The following is a 19,049-nucleotide window of genomic DNA, read 5'->3' as shown; positions in this document are numbered from 1 at the left end:
TGGGCTTTTTGTTGGGCGCTTTAGACTTAATTTGGCAATGGTAAGATAGGATGCGTGCCTTGCTTGGCTGCGATCGCCGCCTCATAAAAGAACACCCCATTAATATCTTTACCGAATACATATGGCTTTTTCAACTGGGCGAAATTGGCCAGCATGGCCTGATCACTAGGTGCATTAATAAAACCTTGCTTAAGGCCCGCCGCTTTTAAAGCCCCCTCGGGTGAATTAGCATCAATAGTAACGGGTTGCTCGCCAGTATCCCAATAACGACTGACCTGCCCGCCCAACGGCGATAACTTGACGCCATACAGTTGTGGGCCCAATTGCGACTGCAAATGCCAGCCCATGGTGTGAATGGCCTGTTTGGTGTCGGGGTTGGTACCCGCAACCGCAGCTATACCGTGCGATGAATTAGTCCAGATAATGACCTTCTTGTCTTTCAATGGCTGATTAAGTAACCACTGAACATTGTCGGCCATCGCAGTATCGCGATAATCATAGTTTTTATCATCACGATGCTGCTGGCGAATCACGTTGGCAGAAATACCGCGCACCTGTCGGCACCACCAGCCAGCATCGGACCGCATTGCATTGCCAGTTGCAGCATCCTTACACAACTCGTTTTCCAATTGCGCTGACAGCTTGCTAAATTGAGCCAAATCCGCACCTTGGCTATTGAGTGAAATTGCTTTTTTCGCTACCTCTACATAGGCCGGCCATGCGGCATCGCTAAGCGCGGGGGAATTACGCTGTTGCAGATAGCTTTCTAAAGCCGGAATCAATTCATTAATCGACGTAGTGCCTGCCAATGGAATATCGAAGCCATATAATTGCAGGGGGTGAGCTGAACTACGCACGCTATCGGCGTATTGCAGCACTTTGCGACTAGCATCGGTTTGCGAGTACATATAAAACACTCGCCCCGGGGCCAGCTCAGTCAGGCTTGCGTCTTTTTCCATGGCACTGCGCCACATGGCCTCAACGTCAAACATGGCACTTTCGATCAGCAAGGCATCAAAGCCTTTATCCTGATGCAGATACTGTACCAGCCGATTCATCAACTCAAAGGCGTTAGCGTCGGCGTAGCTATCTTCGTTGAGCATCACTACGCGCGCATCGCCAATTGCCTCACCAAATGCCGCCAGATCCTGCCGATCAGCGGCTTGTCCGGCATCCAGTGCAGTCAGCGGTTTGGCATTAGTTTTGAGCCAGTCTTGCGCCGCGCTCAGCGCCGCCTGCACCGACGTAGCTTTGTCGCTTGCAGTTTGAGTCGTTTCTGTTTTCTCACCACACCCTACCAAGGCCAAGCCCAGCATCATCCCCAGTGCATATCGACGCATCACAATTCCCAAGTTAGCTGATTAAAAATGCCAGCATAAAGCAAATTATTAATTTGCATGCCGCGAAAATTACAAAAGATATAATCATAGCGAACAACTGTTAGCTGTTTCACTGTGATAAATCAGCATTCATTCAAATCAGTTGGCATACCAGCAACAAAACTCATACGGTATAGCGGTATCACCCTGCAGCAAAAATCAAACCGAGCCTACAGAGCAATACCCGTCAAATCATCCAACTAGCCAAAAGTGTTTTCTGGCTAAGCAAAAAACCCAGCGCAACGATGCACAACATCGCACTCGCCAGAAAACCAACCCGGAACGTCGTTTTCTGCGTTTTATGCCGCAAGGTTTGCTGCGCCAGCCAAGCGCCAGGCCAGCCGCCACACAAGCTCACCAGATGCAAATTCGCCTCGGGTACGCGCCAACCACCGTTGGCGGCCTGACGTTTATCCAGCCAATACATCGCAAATACCAGCGCACTGCTAGCCGCGCTAATCGCCAACAACAGCCAGCGCGCTGACGAGCTCAACACCATCAGCAAAAACAGCGGCAACAGGCCATACATCAAATAATCGATCAGGTCTTTTTTCGCGCCACTCGCGGCCGCAGGCTTGCCACCTTTTTTCGGGGCGACATTCACCGCTTGCACGCGCCCCTTGGCGTCGCTGCCTTGCTCAAACCACACCATATCGCCCGCTTTCGGGCGGAAATAGCCCGCGCGTTTCAAGGTGCTGATATGTACAAACACCCGCTCGCCCGCTTCTGACTGAAGAAACCCAAAGCCTTTTGAGCCATTCCACTGTACCAACTTACCCTGCTTCATTGCCTGTCCTTAAGTGCTAAACCAAAAGTCTTCACGCATCGTTGCTTCGCCTTGCTTGAAAACTTTTGTCCAATTACTTACCAAGAAAAAGGGGCGACAAGCCTGTCGCCCCTGTGGTGATGATTATTCCTACTCGATCAATTAGTGCATCAAGCCGAATACACGACCTTGCCTTTCACAATGGTTTTTGCCACTTTGCCAATCATTTCATGGCCGATAAATGGCGTGTTTTTGCCCTGTGATTTCAATTTTTCCGGAATCACATACCAGTTGGCTTGCGGGTTGAACAACACCAGATCGGCGCGGTTGCCTACCGCTAAACCGGCTTCAAAACCGAGCGCTTTGGCTGGGGTTGAGCTGATTTTCGCTAAGGCTTGTGGCAAAGCGACTTGATTGGCGCGCGCCCATGCCAACGTTAATGGCAGCAACAACTCCAAGCCCGTTGCACCGCGTTCAGCCTGTGCAAACGGCAGCAATTTGCCATCGTCATCCACGGGAGCGTGATCCGAGCAAATCATATCCACCGTGCCATCGTTCAGCGCGGCCACAATCGCGTCGCGATCGGCCACTGAGCGCAGTGGCGGGTCAAAACGATACTGGCTGTCAAAGAAGCCAATATCCAGATCGACCAAATGAATGTGGTTGATGCTCACATCGCAAGTGAGTTTCAAGCCTTCGCGTTTCGCAGCGCGAATCAGCTCCAGCCCAGCCGCGCTCGACACCCGCGCCAGATGCACTTTACAACCGGTAGCGCGCATCAATTGCGTGATTTGCGCAATCGCAATCGTTTCGGCCACCACTGGAATACCGGTCAGGCCAAGACGCGAAGCATACGGGCCATCGTGCGCCACGCCGTCGTTCACCAAAGAGGCTTCTTCCGGACGCAGGCGCAGCTCGAAACCGTAGTTTGCTGCGTACAGCATCGCGCGGTACAGCACTTGCAAATCGGCAATCGGCACATCGCCTTGCGAGAACGCCACGCAGCCGGCTTCATGCAGCTGAGCCATCTCGGTAATCTCAACGCCTTTTAAGCCGCGGGTTAAAGCACCAACTGGATAAACCCGCGCCAGATCAAGTGTTTTACTGCGCTGGCGCAGCATCGTCACCAAGCCGACCTCATCGAGCACCGGATCGGTATCGGGCGTACACACAACGCTTGAAATCCCACCTGCCACCGCAGCAGCCATTTCGGACGCCAAGGTGGCTTTGTATTCTTGACCCGGCTCGCGCAGACGCGCAGCAAAATCAACCAAGCCTGGTGCTACGACCAAGCCCGTTGCATCAATGACTTCATCGGCCACAAAACCCGCTGGCGCGTTAGCGACAGCAACAATCTTGCCATCAGCGAGAAATAAATCAGCCTTGTTTTCTGTGCCTGCCAATGGATCAACCAGCAGACCGTTTTTAATATGGATATTCTTCGTCATGTCTGGGTTTCCTTAGAGCAAGCCTTTCTGATTCGCTGTGACGATGCTCAATACCGCCATCCGTACCGCGATACCGAAAGTCACCTGCGGCAAGATCACCGCCTGATCACCATCGGCTACCGCCGAATCAATCTCAACGCCACGGTTCATCGGGCCTGGGTGCATCACAATCGCATCCGGTTTAGCCAGTGCGAGTTTTTCTGGCGTCAGGCCGTAATATTTGAAGAATTCTTGCGTGCTTGGCAGATAAGCCCCTGCCATGCGCTCATTTTGCAAGCGCAACATTGCAACCACGTCGACGTCTTTCAAGCCTTCGGCCATATCGTGATACACATGCACGCCCAGCTGCTCAACACCCGTTGGCAACAAGGTTTTCGGCGCAATCACGCGAATATCGGGGCAACCCAAAGTCGACAGCGCATGGATTTGCGAGCGCGCCACACGGCTGTGCAGTACATCGCCGACAATCGCAATGCGCAGATTGGTGAAGTCGCCTTTGTAATGGCGGATCGTAAACATATCGAGCATCGCCTGCGTCGGGTGCGCGTGGCGGCCGTCACCAGCGTTCACCACCGCGATGCCGGGCTTCACATGCTTGGCAATCAAATGCGCCGCGCCCGACTCCGAATGGCGCACGACAAACAAGTTCGCGCCCATCGCTTCGAGGTTATGTACGGTATCGAGCAGCGTTTCGCCCTTGGCTGTGCTGGACGCTTGAATATTCAAGCTCGACACATCGGCCGACAAGCGCTTGGCGGCAATTTCAAACGTCGTGCGCGTGCGCGTCGAGTTTTCGAAAAACAGGTTGAACACCGATGTACCGGCCAGATCGGCAAACTTCTGGTTCACCAGCTCGCCACCCGAGACAAACTCGGCGGCTTTATCCAAGATTTGATGCAAAATTCGGCGCGGCAGGCCTTCGGTCGTCAACAGGTGAATCAGCTCACCTTGGGCATTTAACTGCGGGTTATACATAGCATCCTCGCTGCGGATTACATCACATCATTACCGATCAAAACTCGCTTTGACCCCAATATCTACCGGGTATTGCCTTACAGCCAATATTGAATAAAGACTACAAAGCAATACCCCTTATTCGGTTATTACCCCTACCCCATCAAAGTAGGACTGCAAAATCTGCATTGCCGCCACCTGATCAAGCGCGGTTTTTTGTTTGCGACCGCGCACGCCAACTTCATTTAAAGCCTGCGTCGCACCGGCGCTCGACAGCCGCTCATCGACCAAATGCACCGGCAAATTAAATCGCCCCGTAAGGCGATTAGCAAATTTACGCGCAAGGCGCGATATTTCATGTTCTTGCCCGTTTAAATAGGCTGGCAAACCCACAACCAGCGCACTGGGCTGCCATTCGCGAATTAGCGCCTCAATGCGGGCGAACTTTTTGTCATTTTCTTCAAACGCAATCGTTTCCAGCGGATGCGCAATCCCCAACTCAGTCGAGCCCATCGCCACACCGATGCGCACTTCACCAAAATCAAAACCTAAAATCGTGCTCATGCCAGCCCACTTTTATTAGAAGAAAACGCCAAGAAGAAGCGTAGCGAGCCGCCAGTTAGCAAGGAGCCAGTAGCGCAGCAACCGGAATGGACACAGTGTCCATGAGGATTGCGAGCAACGCACGACAAAGTCTAGCGCTGGCGCAGTAGCAAAGCGCCCCAATTTCATGCGTGACCTGCGTCTTTCGATAGCATCGCCACATCAATACCGAGCAGCGCCAAAGCCGCCTCATAACGCTCGTCCGACGGCACTTCAAACAGGATTTTCATATCATCCATCGGCACCGTCAGCCATGAATTTTCGGCGATTTCTTTTTCCAGCTGACCCGCCTCCCAACCTGCAAAGCCCAGCGCCACCAGCATCTGCTCCGGCCCACCGCCTTCGCCAACAGCGGTGAGAATATCGCGCGAGGTCGTCAAACCCAGCTCATCGCTCACCGGCAACGAGGCCTGCCAGCTACCAAGCGGGCAATGCAGAATAAAGCCACGATCAGTCTGCACCGGGCCACCAAAATGCACCGGCAAATCGACCACGTCTGGGCGATGCAGCTCTAACTCGATCTGCTCGAACAGTGTTTGCAAATTCATCCCCAGCGGGCGATTCAAGATCACCCCCATCGCCCCGGCTGCTGTGTGCTCGCAAATCAAAATCAGCGAACGCGCAAAAATCGGGTCGGTCAAACTGGGCATCGCCACCAGAAAGTGACGCGAGAGATTCATTTCAGCGGTATTTTCCATAGCCATGATTATCGCACAAGGGATCAATTTCGCCTGCACCTTGTCAGGTGCTAAGCAAAAATTTCATTCATCCCCTTCATATGCAAAACCTGAACCAAGACTCGAAGACACAAACGCCAATGCCCAGCAGTCCTCAGATGCGCTACCATTCGGTATTGACTTAAAAGATAGAGAACACCATGACCACCACCGCGATTGTTTGGTTGCGCCGAGATTTGCGTATTTTTGATAATGCAGCGCTGTATACCGCGCTGAAAAATGCCGATCAGGTGGTGCTGGCTTTTGTGTTTGATACAACGATTTTGGCTGACTTGCCCAAGCAAGATCGGCGGGTTGAGTTTATTTGGGAAGCGCTGAAAGACATTAAAACCGCGCTGCGCCAGTACAACACCGATATCGTGATTCGCCACGGCGATCCACTCGTTGAAATCCCCGCCTTGGCCGAGCAGTACAATGCCAGCGCGGTGTACTGCAATCGTGATTACGAACCTGCAGCGATTCAACGTGATGGGTATGTGGCTGAGGCACTTAAACAGCAAGGCCGCTACTTCAATACCTACAAAGACCAAGTCATTTTTGAGCAAGATGAAGTACTCACGCAATCGGGTACGATGTATAGCGTTTTTTCGCCATACAAGCGCGCATGGCTCAATAAGCTTGACGGTAAGGCAATGAAATCTTGGCCGGTGAATAAATTTATTCACAAACTAATGCCAATGAAGATGCAGTATTTTCCGTCGCTCAAAGAGCTGGGTTTTGCCAAAACCAATTTATCGGAGTTAAAAATCCCACTCGGCATGGCTGGGGCAGAAAAGCTGTTTGAAGATTTTAAAAACCGTATCGACGATTACAAAGAAGCGCGTGATTTTCCAGCGGTAAAAGGCGTATCGTATCTATCGGTACATTTGCGCTTTGGTACGGTGTCGATCCGTGAGCTGGTCAATTACGCCTATCACCATGGCGGTGCAGGTGCAGAAACTTGGCTGTCTGAGCTGATATGGCGCGAGTTTTATCAGCAAATTTTGTGGCATCGCCCCGATGTGGTCGAACATGCGTTTAAGCCTGAATACGATGCACTCCCCTTTCCGAATCACCCTGAATTATTCGCGGCATGGTGTCGCGGCGAAACCGGCTACCCATTGGTCGACGCGGCAATGCGCCAACTGAATCAAACGGGGTATATGCACAATCGTCTGCGGATGGTCGTCGCCAGTTTCTTAGTCAAAGACTTGCTGATTGATTGGCGCTGGGGGGAGAAATACTTTGCCGAACACCTGCTCGACTTTGATCTTGCAGCCAATAATGGCGGCTGGCAATGGGCAGCGTCAACTGGCTGTGATGCACAACCCTACTTCCGCATTTTCAATCCGGTATCGCAATCCGAAAAGTTCGATCCGCAAGGTAAATTTATTCGCCGCTATTGCCCGGAGCTGGCTGATTTGCCCGATGCAGCCATTCACGCCCCCTGGGAGGCCAAGGCCAGCACGCGTCGTTCGGCTAACTTCCTGCAAGACACCGATTATTTCCCACCGATTGTTGATCACGCCGAACAGCGTGAGGCGGCGCTAGCGCTATTTAAAGCGGCAAAAGGGTAAATATCGAACTCCTCAAGTCGAGGCCATTTCACCCGCTGAGTGCGATGAAATGGCCTAAGATTAAGTCTATAGTGCGATCGCGCTCATCACGGACTTCGACTTATGCCTGAACTTATTGCCCTCATCGCACCACAGAATGTTTTACCCGCATTAACAGAACACCTTGGCGCACTTGGCACACAAGAAAACCAAGCATCAATATTGTTCGACAGTATGGATGGCATTCAACTGGAGCGGTTGACTCTGGAGCAGCCCGTTCAAAAAATTGCCCCCGGTGCCAATAGTCGCTGGGTTCTGAGCAGTGTTGGTACTACTCAGCAATTTCCCCCCTATTTGCATCAAAATCGTCTGGTAATTGCAGCGCTAGGCAGTTGTCACAACCATCAGGAACTGGCTCGGGAATACCGACTTGATAGCCATTGCCCTCTCAATCTGCTCCTAGCCACACTGCTACACCCACAATTGCAGCAAGGCATCAGCCTGAGCGATGCTTTAATCCAAACGAGCAAACTACTACGTGGAGATTTAGCGCTAATTTGCCAAGATACCCACGAGCCGCAGCACTGGTACGCTTGTAATCTGGGGTTGCCATTATCGATCGGAATGGAATCTGGTCTGCGCCAAATCTGTACCACTAGCACCCACTTGGCACAGCAGGTGGCCAACCCTATCCACCAAATCAAGCTAGGCGAAGTCATTCAATTCGGTTTAAGTGCACCTGCTCGCTGTAATTTCCGGCAAGCGCCTGAAACGCTGATATTAAGCCCTAATAAAGGGCAGCAAGTGCCGCACCATATGCTGGAAGAGATTGAAAGCCAGCCGCTGATTCTTTCTGCACTAGTTGATCGTTATTTTACCGATCGCACATTTCCATCCCCACTTTTGGCAAAACTAAGCGGGATCTGCAGCATCAATTTAGTGGCCAGCGGTTCAAGTTATCACGCAGCGCTCATCGCTAGTTACTGGTTTGAATCTCTTGCAGGCCTCAAGACTCAGGTAGATATTGCCAGCGAATATCGATATCGCGATATTCGCCCTGATAACAAAGAATTACTAATTGCGATCTCACAATCAGGCGAAACCACAGATACCGTTGAAGCCGTACGGCATGCTCAAGCGGCAGGGCATCCGTATTGCTTAGCACTGTGTAATGCCCCCCACAGTACTTTGGTCAGCATCTCAGACTTCACACTGCTAACACACAGCGGCACCGAATTATCGGTAAGTTCTACCAAATCATTTACGGCACAGTTGTTAGTGCTATTTCAATTAGCAGTTAAGATCGGGCAAATTCGTAATCATCTTGGCAGCGAACGCATCGCAGCTTGTCATGCTGAGATGCAAAGCCTGGGAGCGAAGGTACATGCCACACTGGAGCACAGCAAAGAACTACGCCGCTGGGCTGGGCAACTACACAATTATGAAAATTTATTTGTGATTGGCCGGCACGCCATGTACCCCGTGGCTCTGGAAGGCGCGTTTAAATTTAAAGAAGTTGCTTACCAATATGCAACAGGGTTCGCCGCTGGTGAATTGAAACACGGGCCTATCACCTTAATTAACGCCAACCTGCCAGTGATTGCATGCCTGCCTTGGAATCAGCATGCCGAGCGTATGCTGAGTAACCTGCATGAAATTCGAGCCAATCAAGGCGAGTTGTTTGTGCTATGTGATGGCGCCCTCGCTTCCAGCGATAAATTCAGCGTCATCCGCCTACCCGCCGGCTTGCTCGAGCTCGCCCCAATTTGCTACATCGCAGCATTGCAACTGCTGGCCTATCATTGCGCTGTGTTGCGCGGCAACACCATTGATAGCCATCGCTTATTGAGTAAAGCGCAAACCCGCGATGATCGACGGGTAGCCTTAGCAGATATTCAATAGGGGTAATTGGCTTAACCTTAAACTGCAGAATGGCATGTGACAAATACCCACCCCACCTTCATTCTGAATCCCTTTCCCCATTTCTCGCACACAGCAAAAAGCCCAGCTATTTCTAGCTGGGCTTTCTACTTACTTAGGGTAGTCTGGCAATGTCCTACTTTCACACGGGCAATCCGCACTATCATCGGCGCTGAGGCGTTTCACTGTCCTGTTCGGGATGGGAAGGAGTGGGACCACCTCGCTATGGTCACCAGACAAAACTGGGTGAGTTAGCTGTACTTGATGCACAACCACTCGAAATCAATAGAAGAAGTAATCTTGTTTCTCTTCACCAAACAATTTCTTTGGGTCAACTGTATCACGTCATATCAACGCGTCTCAGGTTATAGGATCAAGCCTCACGGGCAATTAGTATCGGTTAGCTTAACGCATTACTGCGCTTCCACACCCGACCTATCAACGTCCTGGTCTCGAACGATCCTTTAGAGGTCTTATAGACCTAGGGAAGTCTCATCTTGAGGCTAGTTTCGCGCTTAGATGCTTTCAGCGCTTATCTATTCCCGACTTAGCTACCCGGCAATGCCACTGGCGTGACAACCGGTACACCAGAGGTCAGTCCACTCCGGTCCTCTCGTACTAGGAGCAGCCCCCCTCAAACTTCCAACGCCCACTGCAGATAGGGACCAAACTGTCTCACGACGTTTTGAACCCAGCTCACGTACCACTTTAAATGGCGAACAGCCATACCCTTGGGACCGGCTACAGCCCCAGGATGTGATGAGCCGACATCGAGGTGCCAAACTCCGCCGTCGATGTGAACTCTTGGGCGGAATCAGCCTGTTATCCCCGGAGTACCTTTTATCCGTTGAGCGATGGCCCTTCCATTCAGAACCACCGGATCACTATGTCCTGCTTTCGCACCTGCTCGACTTGTCGGTCTCGCAGTTAAGCCGCCTTTTGCCATTACACTATCAGTACGATGTCCGACCGTACCTAGGCGACCTTCGAGCTCCTCCGTTACAATTTGGGAGGAGACCGCCCCAGTCAAACTGCCTACCATGCACGGTCCCCGATCCAGATAATGGACCTAGGTTAGAACCTCAAAGGGGTCAGGGTGGTATTTCAAGGACGGCTCCACAGAAACTGGCGTTCCTGCTTCAAAGCCTCCCACCTATCCTACACAAACCACTTCAAAGTCCAATGCAAAGCTACAGTAAAGGTTCACGGGGTCTTTCCGTCTAGCAGCGGGGAGATTGCATCTTCACAAACACTTCAACTTCGCTGAGTCTCGGGAGGAGACAGTAGGGCCATCGTTACGCCATTCGTGCGGGTCGGAACTTACCCGACAAGGAATTTCGCTACCTTAGGACCGTTATAGTTACGGCCGCCGTTTACTGGGACTTCAATCAAGAGCTTGCACCCCATCATTTAATCTTCCAGCACCGGGCAGGCGTCACACCGTATACATCCACTTTCGTGTTAGCACAGTGCTGTGTTTTTGATAAACAGTCGCAGCCCTCATTTCTCTGCGGCCTCATTGGGCTCCGGTTGTACACCTTCACCTACTAGAGGCACACCTTCTCCCGAAGTTACGGTGTCAATTTGCCGAGTTCCTTCTCCCGAGTTCTCTCAAGCACCTTAGAATACTCTTCCTACCCACCTGTGTCGGTTTGCGGTACGGTTCGATATTAGCTGAAGCTTAGTGGCTTTTCTTGGAAGCAGGGTATCGCTCACTTCGTCTACAAGTAGACTCGTCATCATGCCTCAGTGTTAAAGTAGCCCGGATTTGCCTAAGCTACACACCTACACACTTAAACCAACTCTTCCAACCGTTGGCTGAGGTAACCTTCTCCGTCCCCACATCGCACTAATACCAAGTACAGGAATATTAACCTGTTTCCCATCGACTACGCATTTCTGCCTCGCCTTAGGGGCCGACTCACCCTGCGCCGATGAACGTTGCGCAGGAAACCTTGGGCTTTCGGTGAGGGGGCTTTTCACCCCCTTTATCGCTACTCATGTCAGCATTCGCACTTCTGATACCTCCAGCATCCTTCTCAAGACACCTTCACAGGCTTACAGAACGCTCCTCTACCATATGTACATCGTACATATCCGCGTCTTCGGTTATCAATTTGAGCCCCGTTACATCTTCCGCGCAGGACGACTCGACCAGTGAGCTATTACGCTTTCTTTAAATGATGGCTGCTTCTAAGCCAACATCCTGGCTGTCTATGCCTTCCCACCTCGTTTTCCACTTAATTGATCATTTGGGACCTTAGACGGCGGTCTGGGTTGTTTCCCTCTTGTCCCAGGACGTTAGCACCCCAGGACTGTCTCCCATGCTCGCACTTGACGGTATTCAGAGTTTGCCATGGTTTGGTAAGTCGCGATGACCCCCTAGCCATAACAGTGCTTTACCCCCGTCAGTGATACATGAGGCACTACCTAAATAGTTTTCGAGGAGAACCAGCTATTTCCAAGTTTGTTTAGCCTTTCACCCCTATCCACAGCTCATCCCCTAACTTTGCAACGTTAGTGGGTTCGGACCTCCAGTGCGTGTTACCGCACCTTCATCCTGGCCATGGATAGATCACTTGGTTTCGGGTCTACGCCCAGCAACTGTGCGCCCTATTCGGACTCGGTTTCCCTACGCCTCCCCTATTTGGTTAAGCTTGCTACTGAACGTAAGTCGCTGACCCATTATACAAAAGGTACGCAGTCACGGAACAAGTCCGCTCCCACTGTTTGTATGCATCCGGTTTCAGGTTCTATTTCACTCCCCTCCCGGGGTTCTTTTCGCCTTTCCCTCACGGTACTGGTTCACTATCGGTCGATGATGAGTATTTAGCCTTGGAGGATGGTCCCCCCATCTTCAAACAGGATTTCTCGTGTCCCGCCCTACTTCTCGTACGCTTAGTACCACAATTGTGCTTTCATATACGGGGCTATCACCCACTATGGCCGGACTTTCCATTCCGTTCTATTAACACGACTGCTATCACGTACAGGCTCTTCCCATTTCGCTCGCCACTACTTTGGGAATCTCGGTTGATTTCTTTTCCTGCGGTTACTTAGATGTTTCAGTTCACCGCGTTCGCTTCACATGACCTATGTATTCAGTCAAGGATGACCCAAAAGGGCCGGGTTTCCCCATTCGGAAATCGTGGGATCAAAGCACTTTGCCAGCTCCCCCACGCTTATCGCAGGCTATCACGTCCTTCGTCGCCTATCATCGCCAAGGCATCCACCAGATGCACTTATTCGCTTGATCCTATAACCTCAAACACGTTTTACCGTGATCTCGGTTTAGAGTATCGGTATTTACGACTTGTTGAATAGTTTCTCAGGCTATTCAACGGCTAGTCTTTCGACTAGCAGATACAATCAACCCAATTTTTTTACTGTTCACATCAGTTTTACCTGATGCTCACATTGTTTAATTAGGAGATATTACTTCTTCTATTTTGTTAAAGAACGATACAGATGTCTTGCGACATTCCGATTTAAGAAACCAGAACAAAATCAATTACCCGAATCAAACGATTCGTCAATTGACTGAATTCTGAACTCTTGTGATTGGTGGAGGATGACGGGATCGAACCGACGACCCCCTGCTTGCAAAGCAGGTGCTCTCCCAACTGAGCTAATCCCCCAATCTGGCATTACTAAGCTGTTTCCACTTACAGGTAAGTGGTGGGTCAAGCTGGAATCGAACCAGCGACCCCCGCCTTATCAAGACGGTGCTCTAACCGACTGAGCTACTGACCCAGCTTTCCAACCGAGTAGTGTTCAAGTTCCCTTGAGCACTGTCTCTGTATCTTCAAAATCTACAGCCGATGAGTGTGAGTACTTGACCCGCAGGTCTTTCTCTTGAAAGGAGGTGATCCAGCCGCAGGTTCCCCTACGGCTACCTTGTTACGACTTCACCCCAGTCATGAATCCCACCGTGGTAAGCGGCCTCCTTGCGGTTAGCCTACCTACTTCTGGTGAAACCCACTCCCATGGTGTGACGGGCGGTGTGTACAAGGCCCGGGAACGTATTCACCGCGACATGCTGATCCGCGATTACTAGCGATTCCGACTTCATGCACTCGAGTTGCAGAGTGCAATCCGGACTACGATCGGTTTTGTGAGATTGGCACCCCCTCGCGGGTTAGCGACCCTCTGTACCGACCATTGTATGACGTGTGAAGCCCTGGTCATAAGGGCCATGAGGACTTGACGTCATCCCCACCTTCCTCCGGTTTGTCACCGGCAGTCCCACTAAAGTGCTCAACTGAATGGTAGCAACTAGTGGCAAGGGTTGCGCTCGTTGCGGGACTTAACCCAACATCTCACGACACGAGCTGACGACAGCCATGCAGCACCTGTGTTACGGTTCCCGAAGGCACTCCTCTATCTCTAAAGGATTCCGTACATGTCAAGACCAGGTAAGGTTTTTCGCGTTGCATCGAATTAATCCACATCATCCACCGCTTGTGCGGGCCCCCGTCAATTCCTTTGAGTTTTAGTCTTGCGACCGTACTCCCCAGGCGGTCAACTTCACGCGTTAGCTGCGTTACTAAGCTCCGAAAAGCCCAACAACTAGTTGACATCGTTTAGGGCGTGGACTACCAGGGTATCTAATCCTGTTTGCTCCCCACGCTTTCGTGCATGAGTGTCAGTATCAGCCCAGGGGGTTGCCTTCGCCATCGGTGTTCCTCCACATCTCTACGCATTTCACTGCTACACGTGGAATTCCACCCCCCTCTGCCGTACTCTAGTTAGCCAGTTCACAATGCAATTCCCAAGTTGAGCTCGGGGATTTCACATCGTGCTTAACAAACCACCTGCGCACGCTTTACGCCCAGTAATTCCGATTAACGCTTGGACCCTACGTATTACCGCGGCTGCTGGCACGTAGTTAGCCGGTCCTTATTCTTCAGGTACTCTCAAGAGCGATGGATATTAGCCACCACCTTTTGCTCCCTGACAAAAGCGCTTTACAACCCGAAGGCCTTCTTCACGCACGCGGCATTGCTGGATCAGGCTTGCGCCCATTGTCCAAGATTCCCCACTGCTGCCTCCCGTAGGAGTCTGGACCGTGTCTCAGTTCCAGTGTGGCGGATCGTCCTCTAAGACCCGCTACTGATCGTCGCCTTGGTGAGCCTTTACCTCACCAACTAGCTAATCAGCCATCGGCCGCTCCAATAACAAGAGGTCTTGCGATCCCCCTCTTTCCCCCGTAGGGCGTATGCGGTATTAGCTATCCTTTCGGATAGTTATCCCCCATTACTGGGTACGTTCCGATGTATTACTCACCCGTTCGCCACTCGCCACCAGACCGAAGTCCGTGCTGCCGTTCGACTTGCATGTGTAAAGCATGCCGCCAGCGTTCAATCTGAGCCAGGATCAAACTCTTTCGTTTAATCGCTATGCTATTTTTACTACTTGGCTTGTACTTCAATACTCAAAGAAAGAAACGAGAAAAACTTAAAAAGTTCGTCTTGTTTATTTCCTATCATCTGAGTGCAAGCACTTGTTTCGACTTACGAATCAAGCACTCACACTCATCGGCTGTATATTGTTAAAGATCGTTGCTGGCATCGCTTCGTTTCGTTGCGTCATCAGCAGAGAGGCCGAACTATACCCACCAGCCTGAAACACGTCAACACCTATCGACGAAGAAAAGCGAACAAAGGCGCTAAGTGGTTGATCGGAAAGGAAACGAAAATCGAAATATTTTGGCAAACAACGCCAAATGCAAACGCACAGCACCAGTGTAGCAACCAACAAAACACGCAAAAACTCAGAAAAACCGGTCCAAACCGCCAACAGCAAGAAGAAACAACCTGAATTGAACGCTCAAACCGAGCAAAAACCGAACTAAAAAGCACAAAGCCCGCTGGCGCGGGCTGAGTTTTCTGAATAAATCGGGATAAACCGGTACTTGATTAGCGCTTGGCCGAAGGAATCAGTGCGTTCAAGCTACCCATTAACATTGCAGCTCGGCTGGCGTGCTCTTTTTTGATTTCAGCCGTTGGTGCGTATTTTTCGGATAAGCGCCCACTGAAGTGCACATCACCAACTGACATTTCATCCAAAAAACGACTCGGACGAGTGATTTGCCATTCACCGGCACGACGACGCTTGCTGCAATAGGTAATCGTCAGGCTACGTTGTGCGCGGGTGATGCCCACATACATTAAGCGGCGCTCTTCTTCCACCATGCCTGATTCGATCGAGTTTTGGTGAGGCAAGATATCTTCTTCGCAACCAATTAAGAATACGTGTGGGTACTCTAGGCCTTTACTAGCGTGCAAAGTGGAGAGCCGCACCGCGTCGACTTCTTCTTCATCGCGGCCTTCGAGCATCGTGATAATCGCAATCGTCTGCACGATCTCAATCAGGTTTTTGCCATCCTCTTCGCCTTTCTTATTCACCCAGCCTGCCAGATCGAGAATGCTTTTCCATTTATTCTCGGCCGGTTTTTGTTCTTCGGTTTCGTACAGCCAGGCTTCGTAATCAATTGCACCCAATAGCTCTTGCAATAATTGCCCTGCCGGTTCGCGTTCGGCACGCGCTTGCAATTTGCCAATAAAATTACAGAAGATATGTAGCATCTCATTTTGCGCCGGCTGGATTTGGTGAATAAACCCCTCCTCGTATACCGCTGCAAATAAGGATATCTGCCTGCTAGCGGCATATGCCCCTAGCTTTTCTAAGGTGACATTACCGATACCGCGTTTTGGCGTGGTAACCGCGCGAATAAACGCCGGATCGTCGTTCTCGTTCGCGATCAAACGCAGGTAAGCCAAGATGTCTTTAATCTCGGCGCGATCAAAAAAGCTCTCGCCCGCCGCCATCACATACGGGATTTTGTCGTTGCGTAGCTGCGCCTCAACAATTCGGGCCTGAAAATTGCCGCGATATAAAATCGCGTAATCTTTATATGTAGTGCGATTGAGCAGCATATGCTGGCGCAAACGGTCGGCCACGCATTTGGCTTCGTCTTCGTCGCTCTTGGTTTCGACCACCTTGATCAAATCACCCTCGCCCAAATCCGACCACAGTTTTTTCTCGAACAATTTCGGGTTATTACCGATCACCGAGTTGGCGCAGCGTAAGATGCGCGCGACCGAGCGATAGTTTTGCTCGAGCTTAATCACTTCCAGCTTTGGGAAGTCAGTTTTCAGCAGATTTAGGTTTTCTACGTTCGCGCCGCGCCAGGCGTAAATACTCTGGTCGTCGTCGCCCACTGCAGTGAAATAGCCGGTGATGTCGGTGAGTAGCTTCACCAATTGATACTGCGTGGTGTTGGTGTCTTGATATTCGTCGATCAGCAAATAGCGCAGCTTATTGCGCCATTTCTTTAATACTTCTTCATTGTCTTCAAATAAATCAACCGGTAGACGAATCAGATCGTCAAAATCCACCGCCTGATAGGCAAACAGCGTGTCTTGGTAGGCGCGGTAAATTTTGGCCAGCTGCAATTCGCCCTCAGACGTCGCCATCGCCATCGCCTTATCGGGCGATATGCGGTCATTTTTCAGCATTGAAATATGGCTGGCCGTTTGGCGAATTAGCGCCTTGTCCGTGGTGACCAACTGATCGGCAATGATTTTATTGGCATCGGCTGAGTCCAGAATCGAGAATTTGGGCTTGTAGCCCAAGTGCGGCGCTTCTTCGCGCAGGATTTTCATGCCCAGACTGTGAAAGGTCGATACCGTTAGTCCGCGCAATCGGTCAGGCGGTAGTAACGTGGCCACCCGCTCTTGCATCTCGCGCGCGGCTTTATTGGTAAAGGTAATCGCCGCAATATTGCGCGCATCCATGCCTGCCGTTTCAATTAGATACGCAATTTTCTGCGTAATGACACGCGTTTTGCCCGAGCCAGCACCAGCCAGCACCAAACAAGGGCCAGATAAATACTGTACGGCAGCGCGCTGGGGGGCATTGAGTAGATGCAACATCGGCAGGAATAATCGCTAAAACCAGAAGGCGCAAATGGTATCACGTCACCAAACTGCAACGCAGGTCGGCTGACACTTGGCGGGTAGTAAGAATTAGATTACAACCTAAATTATCGACTTGCCTTAGTTGTTGGATGATGACCGATTCTTCTTTACTACCCGTGCGCAAGCAAGAGTTACAAATTGGCGTGCCACTGGCCCACCCGATTTATGATGGGCAAGGCATCTTGCTGCTGCGCGAAGGGCAAATCATCCAAAATGAAAAGCAGCTCGCCACCATTAGCGAGCAAGGCTTATTTCGTAATCCGCTGTGGCAGGCCACGGCAGCGGCCAGCCCGACGCGACCGAAAGCTACCCGCATCATACCTAGCGACACACCCGCGGCGCCTACCCCAAAAAAAGTCGCCAAACCACCTAAGCATTTTGCTCAAATCAAACTACCGCCCAATTCCACTTTGCACGTGCAATCGCTGGGCGACCCGCTCAAGCCCAAATCATCGATCAAACTGATCGGTTGGTTGGAAAAAACTGGCGTACTAATTAGCACGCTCAATCAACAAGGAGCGATTTTGCCGTTTCGTGAAGGCGAAACGCTGCAACTCAAAACCATCGCCGGTAAAGACGTGATTACGTTTCAGGGCACGGTCGAAAAGGTCTGCTTTACGCCGTTTCCGTATTTGCATTTAAGCTGGCCGGAGCGGCTAGATATTCACCAGCTGCGCAATAGTTTTCGCGTCAATGTCAATTTGATCGTCAGTATTAGCGGTGACGGGCTAAAACAGACACCCGCCAAGATCACCAACCTATCGGCCAGCGGCGCCATGCTGGAGGGCGGCAACCTTAAACTGGAATCGCAGCAGCAGATTCAGATCGCACTGCGACTGCCAGCGGCCGGTGAAGAACATACGATGACCATCGCCGCCACCGTACGTAATTGCCATATCGATCCACCAGCGGTAACGATGCAATATGGCATTGAATTTGAGCCTCTTGGCGTGGCCGAACGACTAGTGCTTGAGCATTTTATTTTCCACTCATTACTCGAACAGTAGACGTATACACCGCAAGGCCTTTACTAGCATAGGCCAGTACTTGATACCCTAACGTCCCGGCGGTGGGGTGAGCTGTTTACTGCGGTAATCGCACACATCGTTAACCACACAACGCCAGCATTCGGGCTTGCGCGCTTTGCAGATATAACGCCCATGCAAAATCAACCAATGGTGGGCGTTGAGCATAAATTCCTTCGGCGTAACCTTAAGCAGTTTATCTTCCACCGCCCGCACATCCTTCCCCGGTGCAAGCCCTGTACGATTACCAAGACGGAAGATATGCGTATCCACCGCAATCGTCGGCACGCCAAACGCAGTATTGAGTACCACATTCGCCGTTTTTCGCCCCACGCCAGGCAGCGCCTCAAGGCTTTCGCGATCACGCGGCACTTCGCCGCCGTGTCGCTCGATCAGTATCCGACAGGTTTCTAGCAAATGCTTGGCTTTGCTGCGATACAAACCAATGGTATTGATATAGGACTCAAGCCCTTCCTTCCCTAGCGCCAATATCCCCTGGGGGGTATTGGCCACTGGGAATAAAATCTTAGTTGCCTTATTCACGCCCACATCGGTGGCCTGCGCCGACAACAACACCGCAGTCAGTAATTCAAACGGCGTGGTGTAGTTCAGCTCGGTGGTCGGATTTGGGTCTAGCTCGGCCAAACGGGCATAAAAGGTGTAGCGGGTTTGTTTATTCATAGTAATCACAGCGGCGGCA

At 51.2% G+C, this 19,049-nt stretch carries 11 protein-coding genes, 2 tRNA genes and 3 rRNA genes; 3 read left to right on the top strand and 13 right to left on the bottom strand.

Features of this window, described 5'->3' with window-relative positions:
• Positions 1-26: 26 nt before the first annotated feature.
• From HZU75_RS11175 to HZU75_RS11150, 6 genes are all read right to left on the bottom strand, one after another.
• Entirely contained in the window at positions 27-1,340 is a 1,314-nt protein-coding gene (locus tag HZU75_RS11175) for an erythromycin esterase family protein (RefSeq protein ID WP_180306132.1), read from the bottom strand.
• A 226-nt stretch (positions 1,341-1,566) separates the two neighbouring features.
• On the bottom strand, positions 1,567-2,166 hold the full coding sequence (locus tag HZU75_RS11170) for a DUF1294 domain-containing protein (protein WP_180306131.1): 600 nt from the start codon (positions 2,164-2,166) through the stop codon (positions 1,567-1,569).
• A 149-nt stretch (positions 2,167-2,315) separates the two neighbouring features.
• Positions 2,316-3,593 carry a dihydroorotase gene (locus HZU75_RS11165; RefSeq protein ID WP_180306130.1) on the bottom strand — a complete coding sequence of 426 codons (1,278 nt, stop codon included), beginning with the start codon at positions 3,591-3,593 and terminating at the stop codon, positions 2,316-2,318.
• Between the two features lie 12 nt (positions 3,594-3,605).
• A complete protein-coding gene (locus HZU75_RS11160; protein WP_180306129.1) occupies positions 3,606-4,568 on the bottom strand; it encodes an aspartate carbamoyltransferase catalytic subunit in 963 nt (320 codons plus the stop codon).
• Positions 4,569-4,685: 117 nt separating this feature from the next.
• Entirely contained in the window at positions 4,686-5,111 is a 426-nt protein-coding gene (gene ruvX, locus HZU75_RS11155; protein ID WP_180306128.1) for a Holliday junction resolvase RuvX, read from the bottom strand.
• A 164-nt stretch (positions 5,112-5,275) separates the two neighbouring features.
• A complete protein-coding gene (locus tag HZU75_RS11150; RefSeq protein ID WP_228028033.1) occupies positions 5,276-5,854 on the bottom strand; it encodes a YqgE/AlgH family protein in 579 nt (192 codons plus the stop codon).
• Positions 5,855-6,027: 173 nt separating this feature from the next.
• Here HZU75_RS11150 and HZU75_RS11145 point away from each other — a divergent pair, with 173 nt between their 5' ends.
• Both HZU75_RS11145 and HZU75_RS11140 read left to right on the top strand, forming a co-directional pair.
• The gene (locus HZU75_RS11145; protein ID WP_180306127.1) at positions 6,028-7,443 is read left to right on the top strand and encodes a cryptochrome/photolyase family protein; all 1,416 of its coding nucleotides are present in this window, start codon (positions 6,028-6,030) and stop codon (positions 7,441-7,443) included.
• A 102-nt stretch (positions 7,444-7,545) separates the two neighbouring features.
• Positions 7,546-9,324 carry an SIS domain-containing protein gene (locus tag HZU75_RS11140; RefSeq protein WP_180306126.1) on the top strand — a complete coding sequence of 593 codons (1,779 nt, stop codon included), beginning with the start codon at positions 7,546-7,548 and terminating at the stop codon, positions 9,322-9,324.
• A gap of 141 nt (positions 9,325-9,465) precedes the next feature.
• On the opposite strand, the gene rrf is transcribed toward HZU75_RS11140, so the two are convergent.
• From rrf to HZU75_RS11110, 6 genes are all read right to left on the bottom strand, one after another.
• Positions 9,466-9,579: ribosomal RNA gene (gene rrf, locus HZU75_RS11135) — 5S ribosomal RNA — on the bottom strand.
• Positions 9,580-9,711: 132 nt separating this feature from the next.
• Positions 9,712-12,598, bottom strand: a 23S ribosomal RNA gene (locus HZU75_RS11130).
• Between the two features lie 306 nt (positions 12,599-12,904).
• Positions 12,905-12,980 (bottom strand) — tRNA-Ala (locus tag HZU75_RS11125).
• A gap of 38 nt (positions 12,981-13,018) precedes the next feature.
• Positions 13,019-13,095, bottom strand: a tRNA-Ile gene (locus HZU75_RS11120).
• Between the two features lie 105 nt (positions 13,096-13,200).
• A 16S ribosomal RNA gene (locus HZU75_RS11115) occupies positions 13,201-14,734 on the bottom strand.
• The 16S, 23S and 5S rRNA genes sit together here with 2 tRNA genes alongside, the layout of an rRNA operon.
• A 526-nt stretch (positions 14,735-15,260) precedes the next feature.
• Positions 15,261-17,279 carry a UvrD-helicase domain-containing protein gene (locus tag HZU75_RS11110; protein WP_180306125.1) on the bottom strand — a complete coding sequence of 673 codons (2,019 nt, stop codon included), beginning with the start codon at positions 17,277-17,279 and terminating at the stop codon, positions 15,261-15,263.
• Positions 17,280-17,413: 134 nt separating this feature from the next.
• Between HZU75_RS11110 and HZU75_RS11105 the strand changes: the two genes are divergently transcribed.
• Positions 17,414-18,331 (top strand): flagellar brake protein, encoded by a 918-nt coding sequence (locus tag HZU75_RS11105; protein ID WP_180306124.1) that lies wholly within the window; start codon positions 17,414-17,416, stop codon positions 18,329-18,331.
• Between the two features lie 48 nt (positions 18,332-18,379).
• Here HZU75_RS11105 and nth read toward each other — a convergent pair whose 3' ends face one another.
• Positions 18,380-19,030, bottom strand: a complete 651-nt coding sequence (gene nth / locus HZU75_RS11100) for an endonuclease III (protein ID WP_180306123.1) — start codon at positions 19,028-19,030, stop codon at positions 18,380-18,382.
• Positions 19,031-19,049 lie beyond the last annotated feature (19 nt).

The sequence above is a fragment of the Chitinibacter fontanus genome (assembly GCF_013423785.1).
In the GTDB taxonomy this organism is placed as follows: domain Bacteria; phylum Pseudomonadota; class Gammaproteobacteria; order Burkholderiales; family Chitinibacteraceae; genus Chitinibacter; species Chitinibacter fontanus.
Note: the sequence above shows the minus strand (reverse complement) of the source record. Positions and strands in the feature narration are given on the sequence as shown.

What these genes read in the sequence shown, in the direction of transcription:
- ruvX (WP_180306128.1), bottom strand. Translation starts at nt 5,111, where the DNA reads ATGAGCACGATTTTAGGTTTTGATTTTGGTGAAGTGCGCATCGGTGTG.
- nth (WP_180306123.1), bottom strand. Translation starts at nt 19,030, where the DNA reads ATGAATAAACAAACCCGCTACACCTTTTATGCCCGTTTGGCCGAGCTA.
- HZU75_RS11140 (WP_180306126.1), top strand. Translation starts at nt 7,546, where the DNA reads ATGCCTGAACTTATTGCCCTCATCGCACCACAGAATGTTTTACCCGCA.
- HZU75_RS11150 (WP_228028033.1), bottom strand. Translation starts at nt 5,854, where the DNA reads ATGGCTATGGAAAATACCGCTGAAATGAATCTCTCGCGTCACTTTCTG.
- HZU75_RS11175 (WP_180306132.1), bottom strand. Translation starts at nt 1,340, where the DNA reads ATGCGTCGATATGCACTGGGGATGATGCTGGGCTTGGCCTTGGTAGGG.
- HZU75_RS11170 (WP_180306131.1), bottom strand. Translation starts at nt 2,166, where the DNA reads ATGAAGCAGGGTAAGTTGGTACAGTGGAATGGCTCAAAAGGCTTTGGG.
- HZU75_RS11160 (WP_180306129.1), bottom strand. Translation starts at nt 4,568, where the DNA reads ATGTATAACCCGCAGTTAAATGCCCAAGGTGAGCTGATTCACCTGTTG.
- HZU75_RS11165 (WP_180306130.1), bottom strand. Translation starts at nt 3,593, where the DNA reads ATGACGAAGAATATCCATATTAAAAACGGTCTGCTGGTTGATCCATTG.
- HZU75_RS11145 (WP_180306127.1), top strand. Translation starts at nt 6,028, where the DNA reads ATGACCACCACCGCGATTGTTTGGTTGCGCCGAGATTTGCGTATTTTT.
- HZU75_RS11105 (WP_180306124.1), top strand. Translation starts at nt 17,414, where the DNA reads ATGATGACCGATTCTTCTTTACTACCCGTGCGCAAGCAAGAGTTACAA.
- HZU75_RS11110 (WP_180306125.1), bottom strand. Translation starts at nt 17,279, where the DNA reads ATGTTGCATCTACTCAATGCCCCCCAGCGCGCTGCCGTACAGTATTTA.